We start from the raw sequence: 14,541 nt of genomic DNA on the forward strand, positions 1-14,541 counted from the left end.
GGATCCTTCAACGTTGAGCTTGGCGGCGGGAGGAAGCGCGGCAACCGTCACGGCAACGGTGTATCCGAGTAACGCGACCAATAAGAAAGTCACATGGAGCAGCAGCAATGAAAACGTCGCAACTGTTGATGTGAAGGGTGTGGTGACGCCAAAGGTGGCAGGAACGTCGACGATAACCGTTACAACGGAAGACGGCGGCAAGACAGCAACGAGCCTGGTAACCGTAAAATCAGCCTCTCCTAGCGAGAGCGGAGGAGACCGCGGAGGCGGCGGGGGAAGCAGTACACCTGCTGCTGCTGCCAACGTGATTGAAGTTTATGTGAACGGGAAAGTTGAACATGCAGGTATCGCCACCACAACTATAGTCAATGACCGATCCGTTACAACGGTTGCGATTGATGCGAAGAAGCTGGACGACAGGCTGGCAGCGGAAGGTCAGCATGCGGTGATTACCATTCCGGTGAAGACGAGCTCTGCCGTTTTGATCGGAGAATTGACCGGACAGATGGTCAAGAACATGGAGCAAAAGCAGGCGTTGGTCGTCATCCAAACAGAGCAAGCATCGTATACGCTGCCTGCACAACAGATGAACATCGACGCCATATCGGGGCAATTAGGCAAGAACGTGAATCTGCAAGATATTAAAATAAGGATTGAGATTTCCAAGTCTACAGCAGAAACTGCGCAACTCGTGGAAAACTCGGCAGCACAAGGACAATTTACGATCATTGCTCCAACGTACAATTTCACAGTTACTGGCGTATACGGGGATAAGACGATTGAAATTTCCAAGTTCAACGCTTATGTGGAACGAACCATTGCCATTCCTGCTGGGGTAGATCCGAATCGAATCACAACAGGCGTTGTCGTAGAAAAGGACGGAACCGTTCGTCATGTACCGACGGCAGTTAGCAAGATTGACGGTACCTACTATGCCAAAATTAATAGTTTGACGAACAGCACGTATTCCGTGATCTGGCACCCTCTGGCATTTAATGATGTAGAGAACCACTGGGCGAAAAATGCTGTAAACGATATGGGCTCCCGCATGGTTATTAATGGTACGGGCAAAGGCCTGTTTGCTCCTGATCAAGCGATTACGCGTGCGGAGTTTGCGGCGATTATGGTACGAGGATTAGGCATTAAACAGGGGGATGGCGCCGCGCGATTTACAGACGTAAAGTCATCAGACTGGTACAGCAGTGTGGTGCAAACTGCCTACGCGTATAATCTGATCAGCGGATTCGAAGATGGCACATTCCGTCCGAATGACAGCATTACCCGGGAACAGGCCATGGCCATCATCGCAAGAGCGATGACGCTAACCGGACTTAAAGACAAATTTTCGTCAGCAGATACAGAGAAGCTGCTGATGTCATTCGCAGATGCGACGCAGGTATCAGAGTGGGCGAAAAGCGGGATTGCGGATTGCTTGCAGGCAGGAGTTGTGTCAGGCAGAAACGGCGGCCGGTTGGCGCCGAATGATAACATCTCTCGGGCTGAGGTTGCAACTATTATTCAAAGGCTTTTACAAAAATCCAAGTTAATTTAGTGATTGGAAAAGCACGGATTGACGCTTAAAGATATCAAGCTAGTACCACTGAACTGCATTATGGGCTTGATCATGAGCTAAATCCACAAAATCAAAAAGGAGCTTTGTCACACTATTAGTGATGAAGTGACCCCAAAAAGTTAGACAGTATATTGTTAGGCAGCTTCTAGGGCATGAGTCCGGTACCGTACCGGGCTCATGCCTTTTAGTTTTGCTTTTTGAGAACTGGAAGGATTTGGTCGGGGGGATGGAAAAAGGCGGAGCGTGTGTTTGAAGAGCACCTATCCGTGTATTCCTGCATGAGGAAATGAATCAGATTTTGCTGGATCATTGTTCAAACAGCATAACAAGGAGCAATTTTCCAACTTACGTGAGAGTGCCTATCGTCACGAAATGAAGCCTACAACCGCCAAAGGAGATGAGTAGCCCGGCCGTTTCGACATAATTCGGCGAAGTTTGTGAGAATTTTGAGAGAACGTTTTGATAGAATGTGGTGTGATCCTCAAATTAGGTTCAGATTCGATGTGAAGAATGTCGAATTAGGGAGCTTAGTAGTCGTTGTCATAATGTTATGATACTAACGAAGGGAGAATTTTTGAGGCAGCGTAGCGATTGATTGAATGAAAAAATGATTCCTTGGCGTTGGTTTGCTCGTAAATATCAAACAGATTCAGGATTAACAGTTTTATCCAAGAAACGGTTCGACCACTCCTCTCCCTATTTTCTGCACTAAAAGACTAACGGAAGATGGGTCAAAATTTAAATGAGGTGATTATTATTTATACGAAACCAAACAGGATCATTAGCTTCTGTCTAGTTATTGCACTGGTTTTTAGCCTGTTCGGAGGTTTTAATTTCAGCAAAGCTTATGCAGCAGATGATGCACCGCAATACTACGCCAGAATAGTTGCTGGGGGACACGGAGGTGCTATTCCGCCTAGAAATGGTGATGGAGGCCCCGCTACATCCGCTGTCCTTGGAAACCCTACCGGAGTTGCCTTTGACCGATCTGGAAATATGTATATTGCAGACTCTACCAATTTTATGGTACGTAAGGTGGATTCATCCGGTACTATTTCAAAAGTAAGTTCTGGTTTTAACCTTCCTCAAGGCATCGCTACGGACTCAAAAGGAAATCTATATGTTTCAGATACTTTCAATAATGTCGTAAGTAATATGGGGAATGATGGAATTTTTTCGGCGGTAACATCTACAAAGGGTGTTCTTGATACTCCTCGCGGAATCACCTTTGACTCGAATGATAATATGTATATTGCAGATGCGCAACACAATGTCATACGCAAAGTGGATAATTCAGGGAATATCTCTGTAGTTGCTGGAAGTGGTACAAAAGGATATAGCGGGGATGGAGCAACTGCTACATCTGCCATGCTGAATGAGCCTTATGGAGTTGCCGCTGACTCAGCCGGAAATCTGTATATCGCCGACTATGGCAATCATGCCATACGCAAGGTAGATACAAACGGCAAGATTACAACAATTGTCGGGGATGGCACTGCAGGCTTTAAGGGTGATGGAGGAGCGGCGACATCTGCTGAGATTAATAAACCTCAGGGGATTGCCAGCGACGCTGTCGGAAATCTATATATTTCAGATACTGGTAATCAAAGAGTACGCAAAGTGGATACATCCGGCAATATTTCGACAATGATAGCCGGACTGAATTCCCCTTACGGAATTACAGTTGGACCTAACGGCAATGTATTTGTTTGCGATTGGAGAAATAATGTCGTGTATGAGCTTTATATACCTACTTTTCTTACAGGTACAACACTCGGCTCCGACAGCCCGCAAACAGGAACAGCATTAAACGCTTCAATTGAACCATCTAATGCGACGGTTAGTTATCAGTGGTACACGAACACAGTTTCAAGTGCTACTTACGGTACGGCTATTCCGGGCGCCACATCGGCTAGCTACGACCCAACTGCGAGTGATGTCGGCAAATATTTATATGTAGTTGCAACGGCAACAGGTCTTTATGCTGGAAGTGCAAGTGCAGTTACTGCAAACGCAGTAACCGTTGGCAGTAACACTGCGCCGAACTACTACATCAGAAACTTTGCCGGGCAAGGGTCTCAGGGCTATAGTGGAGATGGCGGACCGGCGGCATCCGCCCTTCTTAATCAACCGAAGGGAGTTGCCGTCGACTCGTCAGGAAACCTGTATATTGCGGATTCAATAAATTTTGTCATACGCAAGGTAGATACATCTGACACAATTTCAACACTGCCAGTTAATTTTACTTACAAAAATTATCCTCATGCAATTGCCGTTGACCCGCAAGATAATTTGTATTTTATACCGACCAATTCCAATGAGATATATATGGGAAATTGGTTACCTGTGAATACCGGCAATCTTCTTAATAAGCCTAAAGGGTTCGCCTTTGACTTGGAAGGAAATATGTATATTGCGGATACCGGTAACAATGTCATACGCAAGGTGGATAAATCCGGGAAAATTACGACAATTGCCGGGGATGGTACACCAGGCTATGAGGGAGACGGAGGAGCGGCGATACAGGCTAAGCTTAATCAGCCTAGCGCAATTGCCTGTGACTCAAATGGAAATATATTTATTGCAGATACTAATAATTATGTCATTCGTAAGGTAGATGCATCTGAGAAAATTACGACAATTGCCGGAAACGGTACACAAGGCTATAGCGGCGACGGAACACCAGCGACACAGGCTAAGCTTTATGGCCCTACTGCTCTTATCTTTGACGCCACAGGAAATTTATATATTGCCGACAAGAGATTGCGCATGGTGGATCCAACGGGCAAGATTCACACAATTGCCGGGAATGGTTCAGGATATGGGCCGGAAGCGACCAAGTCTTCGGCAAATTTCTACAGCCTTGCCATTGATAAGAAAGGTAATATATATGCAGCCAGCTCAATCTATAGCACGGTATATACACTTTATATACCTACTTTCTTCACCGATGCAAAACTCGACTCCGACAGCCCGCAATCCGGAACACCGATAACTGCGACTGCGTTGCCGACTGACGTTACAGCGACATATCAATGGTACACGAATACAGTTTCAGGCACGACTTACGGTACGGCTATTCCGGGGGCCACATTGGCTTCCTACATTCCGAGTTCAGCCGATGTTGGCAAATATTTGTATGCCGTCGCGACAGGCACTGGAAGATACAGCGGGACTGCGAGTATCGCTGCTCCCAATGCAGTAACTGCTGGCCCTAATGCAAAACCGCCGACTTACTACATCCAAACAGTAGTCGGAGATCATACCTCGAAGTACGGCGGTGACGGAGGACCAGCTACATCTGCCCAAATATCTCTACCCGGCAACGTTACATTTGACTCTAAAGGAAATATGTATATCGCGGATTCCGGAAACAACGCAATACGCAAAGTGGACAAAACCGGAAATATTGCAACAGTGACAGGAGGACCGCTTGGTATATCCCGTTACTATGGGGACGAAATGGATGCGAGTGCGGGCAGATTTAATTTTCCTACGGAAGTTGCCTTCGACCCTTCTGGAAATCTGTATATTGCAGATTGGCAAAATCATGTCATACGTAAGGTGGATAAAACAACAAATATTCTCAATACAGTCGCAGGACTTGGTAAATACGATCAAGGTGGAAAAAATGGTTATCCAGGTTATAGCGGCGACTATGGTCAGGCTACATTCGCTAACCTTAATTATCCTTATGGAATGGTATTCGACGCTAAAGGAAACATGTACATTGCAGATGGCAGTAACCATGCCATACGTAAGGTGGATACATCGGGCGTTATTACAACAGTTGCAGGAGGTAGACAAGGATCCGGATATAGCGGCGACGACGGCGCTGCTACAGATGCTCGACTTTATAACCCTGAAGGGGTTGCGCTTGACTCGGCAGGGAATTTGTATATTGCAGACTATAGCAACAACAGAATACGCATGGTGAATGAAAAGACAGGTATTATTACAACCGTTGCAGGAAATGGTTTGAAAGGCTATAGTGGCGACGGGGGTAGCGCCGTATTTGCCCAGCTTACTAATCCTTCGTCCGTTGCCTTTGACTCGGCAGACAATATGTATATTGTAGATCAAGGAAACCATGCCATCCGCATGGTGAACAAAACAACAGGTGTTATTACAACAGTTGCAGGAAACGGTAAAGCAGGTTATAGCGGCGATGGAGATGTTGCTACATCTGCCAAGCTTAACCAACCTACCCGAATTTCTGTTGGACCTGATGGCGGTATTTATATAGGTGATACGGGAAATAACGTAATACGTGCACTTTATTTGACTACTACCACTCCTGGTGGAGGTAATACTGGTGGAGGCAATACTGGTGGAGGTAATACTGGCGGAGGCAACACTGGTGGAGGCAATACTGGCGGAGGCAACACTGGTGGAGGCAACACTGGTGGAGGCAACACTGGTGGAGGCAATACTGGTGGAGGCAATACTGGTGGAGGCAACACTGGTGGAGGCAACACTGGTGGAGGCAATACTGGTGGAGGCAACACTGGTGGAGGCGACACTGGCGGAGGCAACACTGGCGGAGAAAACACTGGTGGCACTACTCCAACAACAATCAACGGTACCCTATCAGGTAAAGTTACTCAAAACAAAACAAGCGATGGTAGAACAAATACTTCTTTCGCAGTTGACTCAGCAAGTTTGACAGCTCAATTAAATAGTAGTGCAAACGGTTCAACATTCACGATCCCGTTCACACAAACATCAGACATTATGAGTGTACAACTTGGTGGACAGGATTTTAAAAATATGGAGGGCAAATCAGCAACGCTTGTTATCCAAACACCAGTTGCGTCATATTCCCTACCTGCTTCACAAATCAACATCAGTGCAGTTTCAAATGCTCTTGGCAAAAATGTAACTCTTTCAGACATCCATATAAATGTTTCAATTTCTAATGCTTCAAGCGAACAAGCTCAGCTTGTTTCAAATGCAGCTGCAAAAAACTATATGACTGTCTTGACAGCACCGGTAAACTTTGATATCTCTAGCACATACAATAGTCAAACAGTAGATATTAGCAAGTTTAGTTCCTTTGTTGAGCGTACGATTGCGCTTCCTGATGGTGTTGATCCTAGCAAGGTTAGTACAGGTGTTGTCATCGATCCAAACGGTGCAGTACGCCATGTTCCAACGACTGTAGCAACAATAGATGGCAAACACTTTGCAAAAATTAAAAGCTTAACAAACAGCACATATGCTGTTGTATCACACCCTGTTGCATTTAGCGACGTTGCAAACAACTGGGCAAAATCTTCAATCAATAATATGGGTTCTAAAATGGTTGTAGGCGGAGTTGGAAATAACTTGTACGACCCTAGCAAGGATATGACTCGTGCAGAATTTGCTGCTATTATCGTCAATGCACTTGGACTAAAACCATCTGCCAACACTTCTTCATTTGCTGATCATACAACAAATGATTGGTTTACAGGTTATGTACAAACAGCTTATGAGTATGGCGTTGTACAAGGCGTTGGACAAAACAAATACAACCCTAACGGAAACATTACACGGCAAGACGCAATGGTGATGATTGCAAGAGTGATGAACATTACAAAACTAAACGGAGATAGTAATGTTTCTTCCCTTGCGAAATTTGCTGACGCAAATGATATAGCAAACTATGCACAATCTGCTGTAGCCACTTGCGTAAATGCTGGTATTGTTAACGGAAAAACAAATTCAACAGTAGCACCAAATCAAAATATCACAAGAGCAGAGATTGCTGTTATTGTTGAAAGATTATTGAAAAAATCTAATTTGATAGATTAATTCCAATATAGAGTTTGAGTTTTAGAACACCGCCGATTGAGAGGTAGAACTCTCAATCGGCGGTGTTGCTATATTTTAAATTTGATATATATTTAGCTTTATGAGTTATGCAGTTAGTGGTAAATACTGGATATTATTAACGTCATCCGAAAGCCTGACGGGGAAGAACACTGAAATCGAAAAAGATTTGGAAGAAAATAAAATCTCCCTAGTGGATCTTATACATAGATTCAAAAAGGTCAGGGATACTAAAGTATTGGATTAGCATTTAGAAAGAAACATCCATGTAAGTACCACCTTAAAAGATAGTCATTGACATGGATGCTATAACTAGCCCGGATTCCAACATTATCTTGTTAAATGCACGCGATGAACACCCTTGCTGCCTCCTGGTGCCGTTCCTATATATAAATATCCGTTATGGCTTGCAGCCGTAGTTATGCCATTTAGCGAACCATCCGGATCATGCCAGCTTCCGATAAGCTCACCCTGCGGGCCGAGCTCCGCGACAAGCCCATGCTTCGCCGGTGCGCTTGCGCCGCTAAGCAGCGACTCCGGCAATTTGGCCATGAAACCGGCCAACCACGGGCTGCGATGCATCTGATCAGCAAAAGAAAGGCGAGTCGTGAAGATCCCGACCCAGAAATGACCTTGCTCATCACGAGTAATGTTGTCTGGAAAGCCTGCGAGATTGTCCGCAAAAATATCCGATGTCCCCTTCTTTGGACCCTTAAGCCAGTATCTGGTCAACTGATAATGATACGATTCCGCCACAAGCACGAAATCTTCATCCGCAGATAAGGCAACCCCGTTTGCAAAATAGAGGCCTTCTAGCAAGACGGTCGTCTGTTTGGTCATTGGATCGTACTTCAGCAAGCGTCCATGCGGCTTGTTCTCGGCAATTTCTCTGAATGTCACACGTCCATAGTTCGAGGTATCCGAAAAATAAATGGAGCCGTCCCGGGCAATATCAAGCTCGTTAGCTAAATAGATCGGCTTGCCGTCCACTTGATCAGCCAATACCTCTATGCTCCCGGTTGAGTTTATAGACAGCAGTCCCCTCTTGATATCCGTAACGATCAAATCGCCTTTGGCATCGAATTTAAGGCCATTAGGCGTTCCTTTGGTATCTGCAAACACCTGGGCCTTTTGTGGATTGCCTTCTGCATCGAAAGGAACCTTGTAAATTTTTCCGTCCGAATCTCCTGTATATAGCTGGCCATCTTTATCAAATGTTATGAATTCCGGGAATTGTGGAGCATCTGTGACTAGCTGAGCAGCGCTAAGTTTGTTGTTCTGTTTCCATGGGCCTGCTTCTTGAAAAGAGGGAGCCGTCGGCGCCAGCCATTTTACCGGTTCGATAGGTGAAGGAACTAGTAAGAAAACGATGACTCCAAGAAGGAGCACCGCAAGCAGCGATAGCCCTGCTCTGCGCACTTTACGTGTTGAGCGTTTAGGGCGATTCACGCCTTCAGTAGATTTAACGGAACGAACTTGTGCATTTGGCATTAGAGTGCCTCCTATGTCTTTTAAGTGAGATTTAAATTTGGACTACGATTTTCCCAAAATATTGCTTCCCTTCAGCCAAGAGCGCGAAGGCTTCTCCAATTCGCTCCAGAGGGAATACACGGTCGATGACGGGATGTAAGCGATGATGGACAATCGCTCGATTCATCTTTTCAAAGTGATTCCGGTTGCCGACTTGACTGCCGCGAATAGTTGCTGCTTTCTGCAAGATGCCCGTGACATCATATTCCGGAATGGTCAAGCCCGATAAGAACCCGACCATGCTCAAGGTCCCTCCAATGCGAAGTGCATTTATGGATTTGACCATCGTTGCCGCTCCTCCAACATCCAGAACATGATCGACGCCGCCAGTCATCTCTAACACGGCTTGATCCCAATCGGGAACTTCCGAATAGTTGATCGTTTGCCAGGCACCGAGAGCTTTTGCTCGTACCAGCTTGTCGTTGCTGCTCGATGTAATGATCGCTCGTGCACCGGCCATAAGAGAGAATTGAAGCCCGAAGATGGAAACACCGCCTGTTCCTTGCAACAGCACGGTATCACCCGCGTGCAATCCACCGTATTCGATTAGCATGCTCCATGCGGTTAATGCCGCGATCGGTAAGGTGGCAGCCTCCTCCCAAGTGAGGTGATCGGGAATATGAACGATTCCGTCTTCATGTAGAACGACATACTCGGCCGCCACTCCGTTCAACGGACCTCCTAGACTGTCTCTTAATACTTCTGCTCTTGGACTGCCAGCCATGAATCGCTGTTGCAAATTACCCGCTACTCGATTTCCCACCTGAAACCTTGTTACTCCTTGGCCAACGGCTACAATTTCTCCCGCTCCGTCTGATAATGGAATGAAAGGAAATTTAATTTCAATCGGCATTAATCCGCTAAGGATCACTAGATCCCGGTAATTGAGAGAAGCTGCCCTCATGCGGATCAGCACCTCATGGGGGCCTGGCGTTGGTATGTCGAGTTCCGTTAAGTTTAATTCCTCAAAGCCGAAGCCGTTTGTCAGTTGTATAGCTTTCATTGAATTGTCCTCCCAGCAAGATCAGATTGATTACCTGCATTCTTATAATTATTATTATTGCCGGATCCTCCGCGCGGACGAAGCATGCCTCCAACAAGTCGAAGACCTTGCTTGCGTGTTATGAATCGCGATAACTGCGCCCCGATATAATTCTGCACACCCGGAACGACGTATATTTTCCCTTCCTTCAACGCGCGAAGTGCAACCTCTACGACTCTTTCCGGCGTATCTTTCTTTCCGACAGAGGCTTCTTCCGTTCCTACAACATTAAAGAAGCTGGTGTCCGTCGAACCAGGGCAAAGTACGAAGAATTTCACGCCGCGGTCGCGATTTTCCCACCATAATGCTTGAGTAAACGACAAGACAAAAGCTTTCGTCGCCCCATATACGGCCATAAAGGGAAGCGGTTGAAATCCGGCGGTTGAAGCCACATTAATAACTGCTCCTGAGTTTTTGCGCAACATGTTTGGCAAGAACAAGTGCGTCATATCTACAACAGCAGCGACATTGAGCATAACTTCTTCATGTTGACGCTCACCTGACACTTGCTCGAACAAACCATGTGTAGCAAAGCCTGCATTATTGATTAGCAGTTCGATATCCACTTTCAAAAGTTCACATTGCCGATATAACTCGCTGGGTGCGCCCTCTTTCGCAAGATCCATAGAGATAACCTCGGCTTTGATGCCATACTTCTTTCTAAGCTCATCTGCCAGGCTCTCAAGTTTACTCGTTGATCGAGCCACGAGTACCAAGTGACTGCCTTGTTTGGCTAGTTGTCTTGCGAATTGCTCTCCAATACCGGAAGAAGCTCCAGTGACGAGCGCCCATTTTCCTTGAATTTTCATAGTGCTACTCTCCTTTTAGATACTATGTTATAATAATGAAACGATGTTACCATGTAGTTAAAGGAATCCTCAGTTCCCCAAAAAAATAAGAGTCACCACATGATTGGTAACAGTGTTTCTAATTAATATCATTGTAACTACGCTTTTTAAGAAAGTCAATACGATCTTAGAAACATCCCATGTCTCATTGACAACTACCCATCAACTGTATAAAATTTTTGATAAGAAATTAAGAAACTTTGTTTCCTAACGAAAACATGATAACTGAAGGAAGATGATTATGAGCGACCAGGATAACTCTGTTCATACAAACACACGAGTGCTGAAAACCTACCAAGAGGCTCGCTTACAAAATATTGAAAATCTCCGCAAACTTGTTGTTGATGCCGCGGCAACGCTCTTGCAAGAAGAGGGTCCAGAAGCCGTTACGGTGCGTAAAGTAGCGCAGAAAATGGATTGCTCGACAAAAATCATTTATAGCTTATTTGTCAATAAAGAGGGCTTGGCTCAGCAGTTGTATCTGGAAGGTTGTAAGCTTCTCGCTAACGAATTCGAGGGGACGCCGCAAGCAGCTGATCCGGCGCAGCATTTGCTGAATCTAGGTGAAACCTTCTGGCAATTCGGGCAGCGTTACTCCAGCTATTATAAGCTGATGTTCGGAGGAGCCTTCGCAGATTTCAAACCGGACGAGGAAAGTATGCATGGCACCGTAACAGCCATGCGGCAATTATTGACCGTGGTCAGCAATGCGCAAGAGCAAGGGTTGATTCCCGGCCAGTATGACACGGAATCCGTTGTACGTATCGTCTGGGCCTCACTCCATGGCGTTATTCATCTTTACATGGGTGGACACTTAGGAAATGTACAATCGGCCCATGCGGTATACAAACAAACGTTGTCTTTACTTTCCAGATCATTGTTGCCAGATCATAGCGCCTAATGCGGGATCCTGCTCCGGTTGACAAGTCACACACTGCACAAAATTTTCTGTAAATATCTGCTCCAGTAAACCAGACTCTACATGATTATGTTTGCGACTTAATTGTGCAGCCTGAACGATAATTTAAAAGACTTTTGCGAACTGAGGGTATATGCTTTGTAAAAAGTACTTCAAAACTTATTTGTCTCCCAACAGAATTCGATTCAAGGCTAAGCATCGAAAAGTTGAAAAACGGGACGAAGCAGGTATGACGACTGCTCCGTCCCGTTTCTGTATATATGATTACCTGGATAACTTCGCATTCGCCCAATCGGCATGATCGTTGTTTATTCCGTCTCCTGCGTCGGTTACAGTTAGCACCAATTGATTTACACCTGCTACACTAACATCAACGGATTTCGTTGCACTCGTTGGAGTCATCGTCTGGCGTTGCCGTCCGCCCATACTTGGAAGACTACGGTCGCATTTGAACTTACCTCATCATCAACGCCTATAAACGATTGGAACCATGTGTATTGTCCGTTCAGTTTTAATGTCTTTCCGTCCACGCTCTTATCCTTTTGCACGGTACCAAAGCCCGCTGTCGCAGATACCCAGGTAAGATCGCTCAAATAAACCTGCGGTGTGACCGGTGTCGTTACAGTTACCGCATTGCTTGCAGGCGACATGTTTCTGGTCGAAGTTGTACTGCTTACTCCATTTTGAACTTGCCCGACAAAACGTGTAAGGATATCGTAGGTACCGGACACACCGTTAAATGTGATGCTGGCCGTACTTGTTTGACCTAATACGCCTAATACCGCTATTGACACAATAGTGAGAACCCGCTCAGATTTCTTTAGCTTTCATCCATCTCCATTATTGAGTATTACGGCACTACACCGCCTTCACGCAACCATTTATTGGATTTATAACCATCAATGGATTATATTACCATTTCAACTCGACTATTCGCACTTTCAATAACCGGAACAAATAATGTTGACGTAGTCCACTAAATAAACTATATTAATTGTTGACTAAGTCCACTAAAAAGGAGGACCGCCATGAACCTTAATGAAAATATTATTGCAGATATACGAAAATTCAACCGGTTTTACACGAATATACTCGGTGTTTTGGATATGCATGTGTTGGATACCGGATATTCTTTAACAGAGGCTCGGGTAATTTTAGAGATTGGTTTCGTGGAGCCGTGTATAGCAAACAATTTGGTTGAAAAACTGGAAATTGATCGCAGCTACATGAGCAGAATTATTGCCAAGCTTAGTAAAGACGGACTCCTTATTAAGGAAAATTCACCCTTAGACAGCAGGACGAGTCTGATTCGATTGACCCCCAAAGGAACCGATCTATTTAAGCAGCTGAATGAAAGATCAGATGAGCAAATAGTGAGATTAATGCAAGGTTTATCACAAAGAGAAATTAAAGATATACATGCTTCCATGTTGTTTATTCAGAAAAAATTGGATAGGTTGGAGAGGATAGAGGATGATTCGATTTGATAATGATTATGCAGAGGGTGCTCATAAGCGAATTTTGCAACGTTTATGGGAAACCAATGAAGAGCAGACACCTGGATATGGTACGGATGAATACTGTGAAAAAGCCAGGACTTATATTAGAAAAGCGTGTGGTGCAGAGAATGCAGATATACACTTTTTAGTTGGAGGAACACAAACGAATACGACTATTATCGCTTCCATATTGCGCCCACACCAAGGTGCGGTTGCAGCAATTACGGGTCATATAGCTGTACATGAAACGGGAGCAATTGAGTCTACCGGACATAAAGTGATTACTTTACCGAGTGAGGATGGAAAAATTCAAGCTGGACAGGTAAAAGAAATTTATGACGCTCATTGGAATGATGTCACTCATGAGCATACGGTACAGCCAGGCTTGGTTTACATTTCAAACCCTACCGAGAATGGAACGACTTATAGTAAATCCGAATTGGAGCAATTAAGCAAAATTTGTCGGGAATGCGGTTTGCCATTGGTTATGGATGGCGCAAGATTAGGTTATGGTCTAGTTTCAAAAGACAGCGATTTATCCTTGGCAGATATAGCCAGACTTTGTGATGTGTTCTATATCGGGGGAACAAAAATTGGATTATTGTTTGGGGAAGCAGTAGTCATTATAAACGATGATCTTAAAAGAGATTTTCGGTATTTGATCAAGCAAAAGGGAGGATTACTGGCTAAGGGAAGATTATTGGGGATTCAGTTTGAAACCTTGTTTGAAGATGGCTTATATTATGAAATTTCTAACCATGCCGTAGAAATGGCGATGATGATTCGAGAGGCATTTGTTGAAAAGGGTTTTTCATTCCGATATGATTCCAAAACAAATCAACAGTTTCCCATTTTGCCGAATGATATGTTAAAGGAATTGGCCAAAAAGTATTCTTTTTCCATTTGGGAAAAATTCAACGATAACCACAGTGTCGTGAGATTCTGTACCAGTTGGGCTACAAAAAAGGAAAATGTCGAAAAGCTGGTAGGGGATATTAAGGCATTATAATAGGTGATTGGTGACGTACGCCATCTCTTGACCAAAGTAAGGAGGAACCATTAGATGACAACGAAAAATCCCGAATGGCAAATCACGAAACCAAAGAAATCAGTAATAGAGTGGCTGCTTGATGCGGACCCTTCGATCCGTTGGCAGGTGATGCGTGACCTAACCGAAGAGCCCGATGGCATTGTTGCCGCAGAGCGGTCGCGGATTGCTTCGGAAGGTTGGGGCGCCCGGGTTCTCGACCTGCAATCTTCCGAGGGCAACTGGGGTTGACGCCGACGCTCGGAACTGGCTTTGCACGAGCTACACT

Annotated in this window: 11 protein-coding genes; 6 read left to right on the plus strand and 5 right to left on the minus strand. The window is 45.0% G+C overall.

The annotated features are described in order from the left end of the window. A partial coding sequence (locus AC0LWT_RS18895; RefSeq protein ID WP_474682814.1) for an S-layer homology domain-containing protein occupies positions 1 to 1,552 on the plus strand: 1,552 nt, incomplete at its 5' end. A gap of 747 nt (positions 1,553 to 2,299) precedes the next feature. Beyond that, complete coding sequence (locus AC0LWT_RS18900; protein WP_474682815.1) at positions 2,300 to 7,369, plus strand: NHL domain-containing protein; 5,070 nt, start codon at positions 2,300 to 2,302, stop codon at positions 7,367 to 7,369. A gap of 348 nt (positions 7,370 to 7,717) precedes the next feature. Here AC0LWT_RS18900 and AC0LWT_RS18905 read toward each other — a convergent pair whose 3' ends face one another. The 3 genes from AC0LWT_RS18905 to AC0LWT_RS18915 are packed head-to-tail and all read right to left on the minus strand — an operon-like array spanning position 7,718 to position 10,768. Then, positions 7,718 to 8,878: an SMP-30/gluconolactonase/LRE family protein gene (locus AC0LWT_RS18905; protein ID WP_474682816.1), complete on the minus strand. Its 1,161-nt coding sequence runs from the start codon at positions 8,876 to 8,878 to the stop codon at positions 7,718 to 7,720. A gap of 31 nt (positions 8,879 to 8,909) precedes the next feature. Further along, positions 8,910 to 9,920: a zinc-dependent alcohol dehydrogenase family protein gene (locus AC0LWT_RS18910; RefSeq protein WP_474682817.1), complete on the minus strand. Its 1,011-nt coding sequence runs from the start codon at positions 9,918 to 9,920 to the stop codon at positions 8,910 to 8,912. Beyond that, a complete protein-coding gene (locus AC0LWT_RS18915) occupies positions 9,917 to 10,768 on the minus strand; it encodes an SDR family NAD(P)-dependent oxidoreductase (protein ID WP_474682818.1) in 852 nt (283 codons plus the stop codon). The genes AC0LWT_RS18910 and AC0LWT_RS18915 overlap by 4 nt, the downstream gene beginning before the upstream one ends. A 280-nt stretch (positions 10,769 to 11,048) precedes the next feature. Between AC0LWT_RS18915 and AC0LWT_RS18920 the strand changes: the two genes are divergently transcribed. Beyond that, entirely contained in the window at positions 11,049 to 11,708 is a 660-nt protein-coding gene (locus tag AC0LWT_RS18920) for a TetR/AcrR family transcriptional regulator (RefSeq protein ID WP_474682819.1), read from the plus strand. Positions 11,709 to 11,990: 282 nt separating this feature from the next. Here AC0LWT_RS18920 and AC0LWT_RS18925 read toward each other — a convergent pair whose 3' ends face one another. Both AC0LWT_RS18925 and AC0LWT_RS18930 read right to left on the minus strand, forming a co-directional pair. Next, entirely contained in the window at positions 11,991 to 12,152 is a 162-nt protein-coding gene (locus AC0LWT_RS18925) for an NPCBM/NEW2 domain-containing protein (protein ID WP_474682820.1), read from the minus strand. Continuing rightward, on the minus strand, positions 12,125 to 12,520 hold the full coding sequence (locus AC0LWT_RS18930; RefSeq protein ID WP_474682821.1) for an NPCBM/NEW2 domain-containing protein: 396 nt from the start codon (positions 12,518 to 12,520) through the stop codon (positions 12,125 to 12,127). Before AC0LWT_RS18930 ends, AC0LWT_RS18925 begins: the two co-directional genes overlap by 28 nt. A gap of 234 nt (positions 12,521 to 12,754) precedes the next feature. Between AC0LWT_RS18930 and AC0LWT_RS18935 the strand changes: the two genes are divergently transcribed. From AC0LWT_RS18935 to AC0LWT_RS18945, 3 genes are read left to right on the plus strand one after another with little or no spacing between them, the layout of a single operon-like run. Next, positions 12,755 to 13,213 carry a MarR family winged helix-turn-helix transcriptional regulator gene (locus tag AC0LWT_RS18935; RefSeq protein ID WP_474682822.1) on the plus strand — a complete coding sequence of 153 codons (459 nt, stop codon included), beginning with the start codon at positions 12,755 to 12,757 and terminating at the stop codon, positions 13,211 to 13,213. Beyond that, positions 13,200 to 14,234, plus strand: coding sequence for a threonine aldolase family protein (locus tag AC0LWT_RS18940; RefSeq protein WP_474682823.1), 1,035 nt, complete (start codon positions 13,200 to 13,202; stop codon positions 14,232 to 14,234). Before AC0LWT_RS18935 ends, AC0LWT_RS18940 begins: the two co-directional genes overlap by 14 nt. Before the next feature lie 54 nt (positions 14,235 to 14,288). Beyond that, positions 14,289 to 14,504 carry a hypothetical protein gene (locus tag AC0LWT_RS18945; RefSeq protein ID WP_474682824.1) on the plus strand — a complete coding sequence of 72 codons (216 nt, stop codon included), beginning with the start codon at positions 14,289 to 14,291 and terminating at the stop codon, positions 14,502 to 14,504. Positions 14,505 to 14,541 lie beyond the last annotated feature (37 nt).

This window comes from Paenibacillus sp. sgz302164, assembly GCF_056120505.1.

Bases quoted from the DNA above. Each gene is read 5' to 3' on its own strand.
- AC0LWT_RS18915 (WP_474682818.1), bottom strand. From the start codon at position 10,768: ATGAAAATTCAAGGAAAATGGGCGCTCGTCACTGGAGCTTCTTCCGGT.
- AC0LWT_RS18920 (WP_474682819.1), top strand. From the start codon at position 11,049: ATGAGCGACCAGGATAACTCTGTTCATACAAACACACGAGTGCTGAAA.
- AC0LWT_RS18940 (WP_474682823.1), top strand. From the start codon at position 13,200: ATGATTCGATTTGATAATGATTATGCAGAGGGTGCTCATAAGCGAATT.
- AC0LWT_RS18910 (WP_474682817.1), bottom strand. From the start codon at position 9,920: ATGAAAGCTATACAACTGACAAACGGCTTCGGCTTTGAGGAATTAAAC.
- AC0LWT_RS18935 (WP_474682822.1), top strand. From the start codon at position 12,755: ATGAACCTTAATGAAAATATTATTGCAGATATACGAAAATTCAACCGG.
- AC0LWT_RS18925 (WP_474682820.1), bottom strand. From the start codon at position 12,152: ATGGGCGGACGGCAACGCCAGACGATGACTCCAACGAGTGCAACGAAA.
- AC0LWT_RS18905 (WP_474682816.1), bottom strand. From the start codon at position 8,878: ATGCCAAATGCACAAGTTCGTTCCGTTAAATCTACTGAAGGCGTGAAT.
- AC0LWT_RS18945 (WP_474682824.1), top strand. From the start codon at position 14,289: ATGACAACGAAAAATCCCGAATGGCAAATCACGAAACCAAAGAAATCA.
- AC0LWT_RS18900 (WP_474682815.1), top strand. From the start codon at position 2,300: ATGGGTCAAAATTTAAATGAGGTGATTATTATTTATACGAAACCAAAC.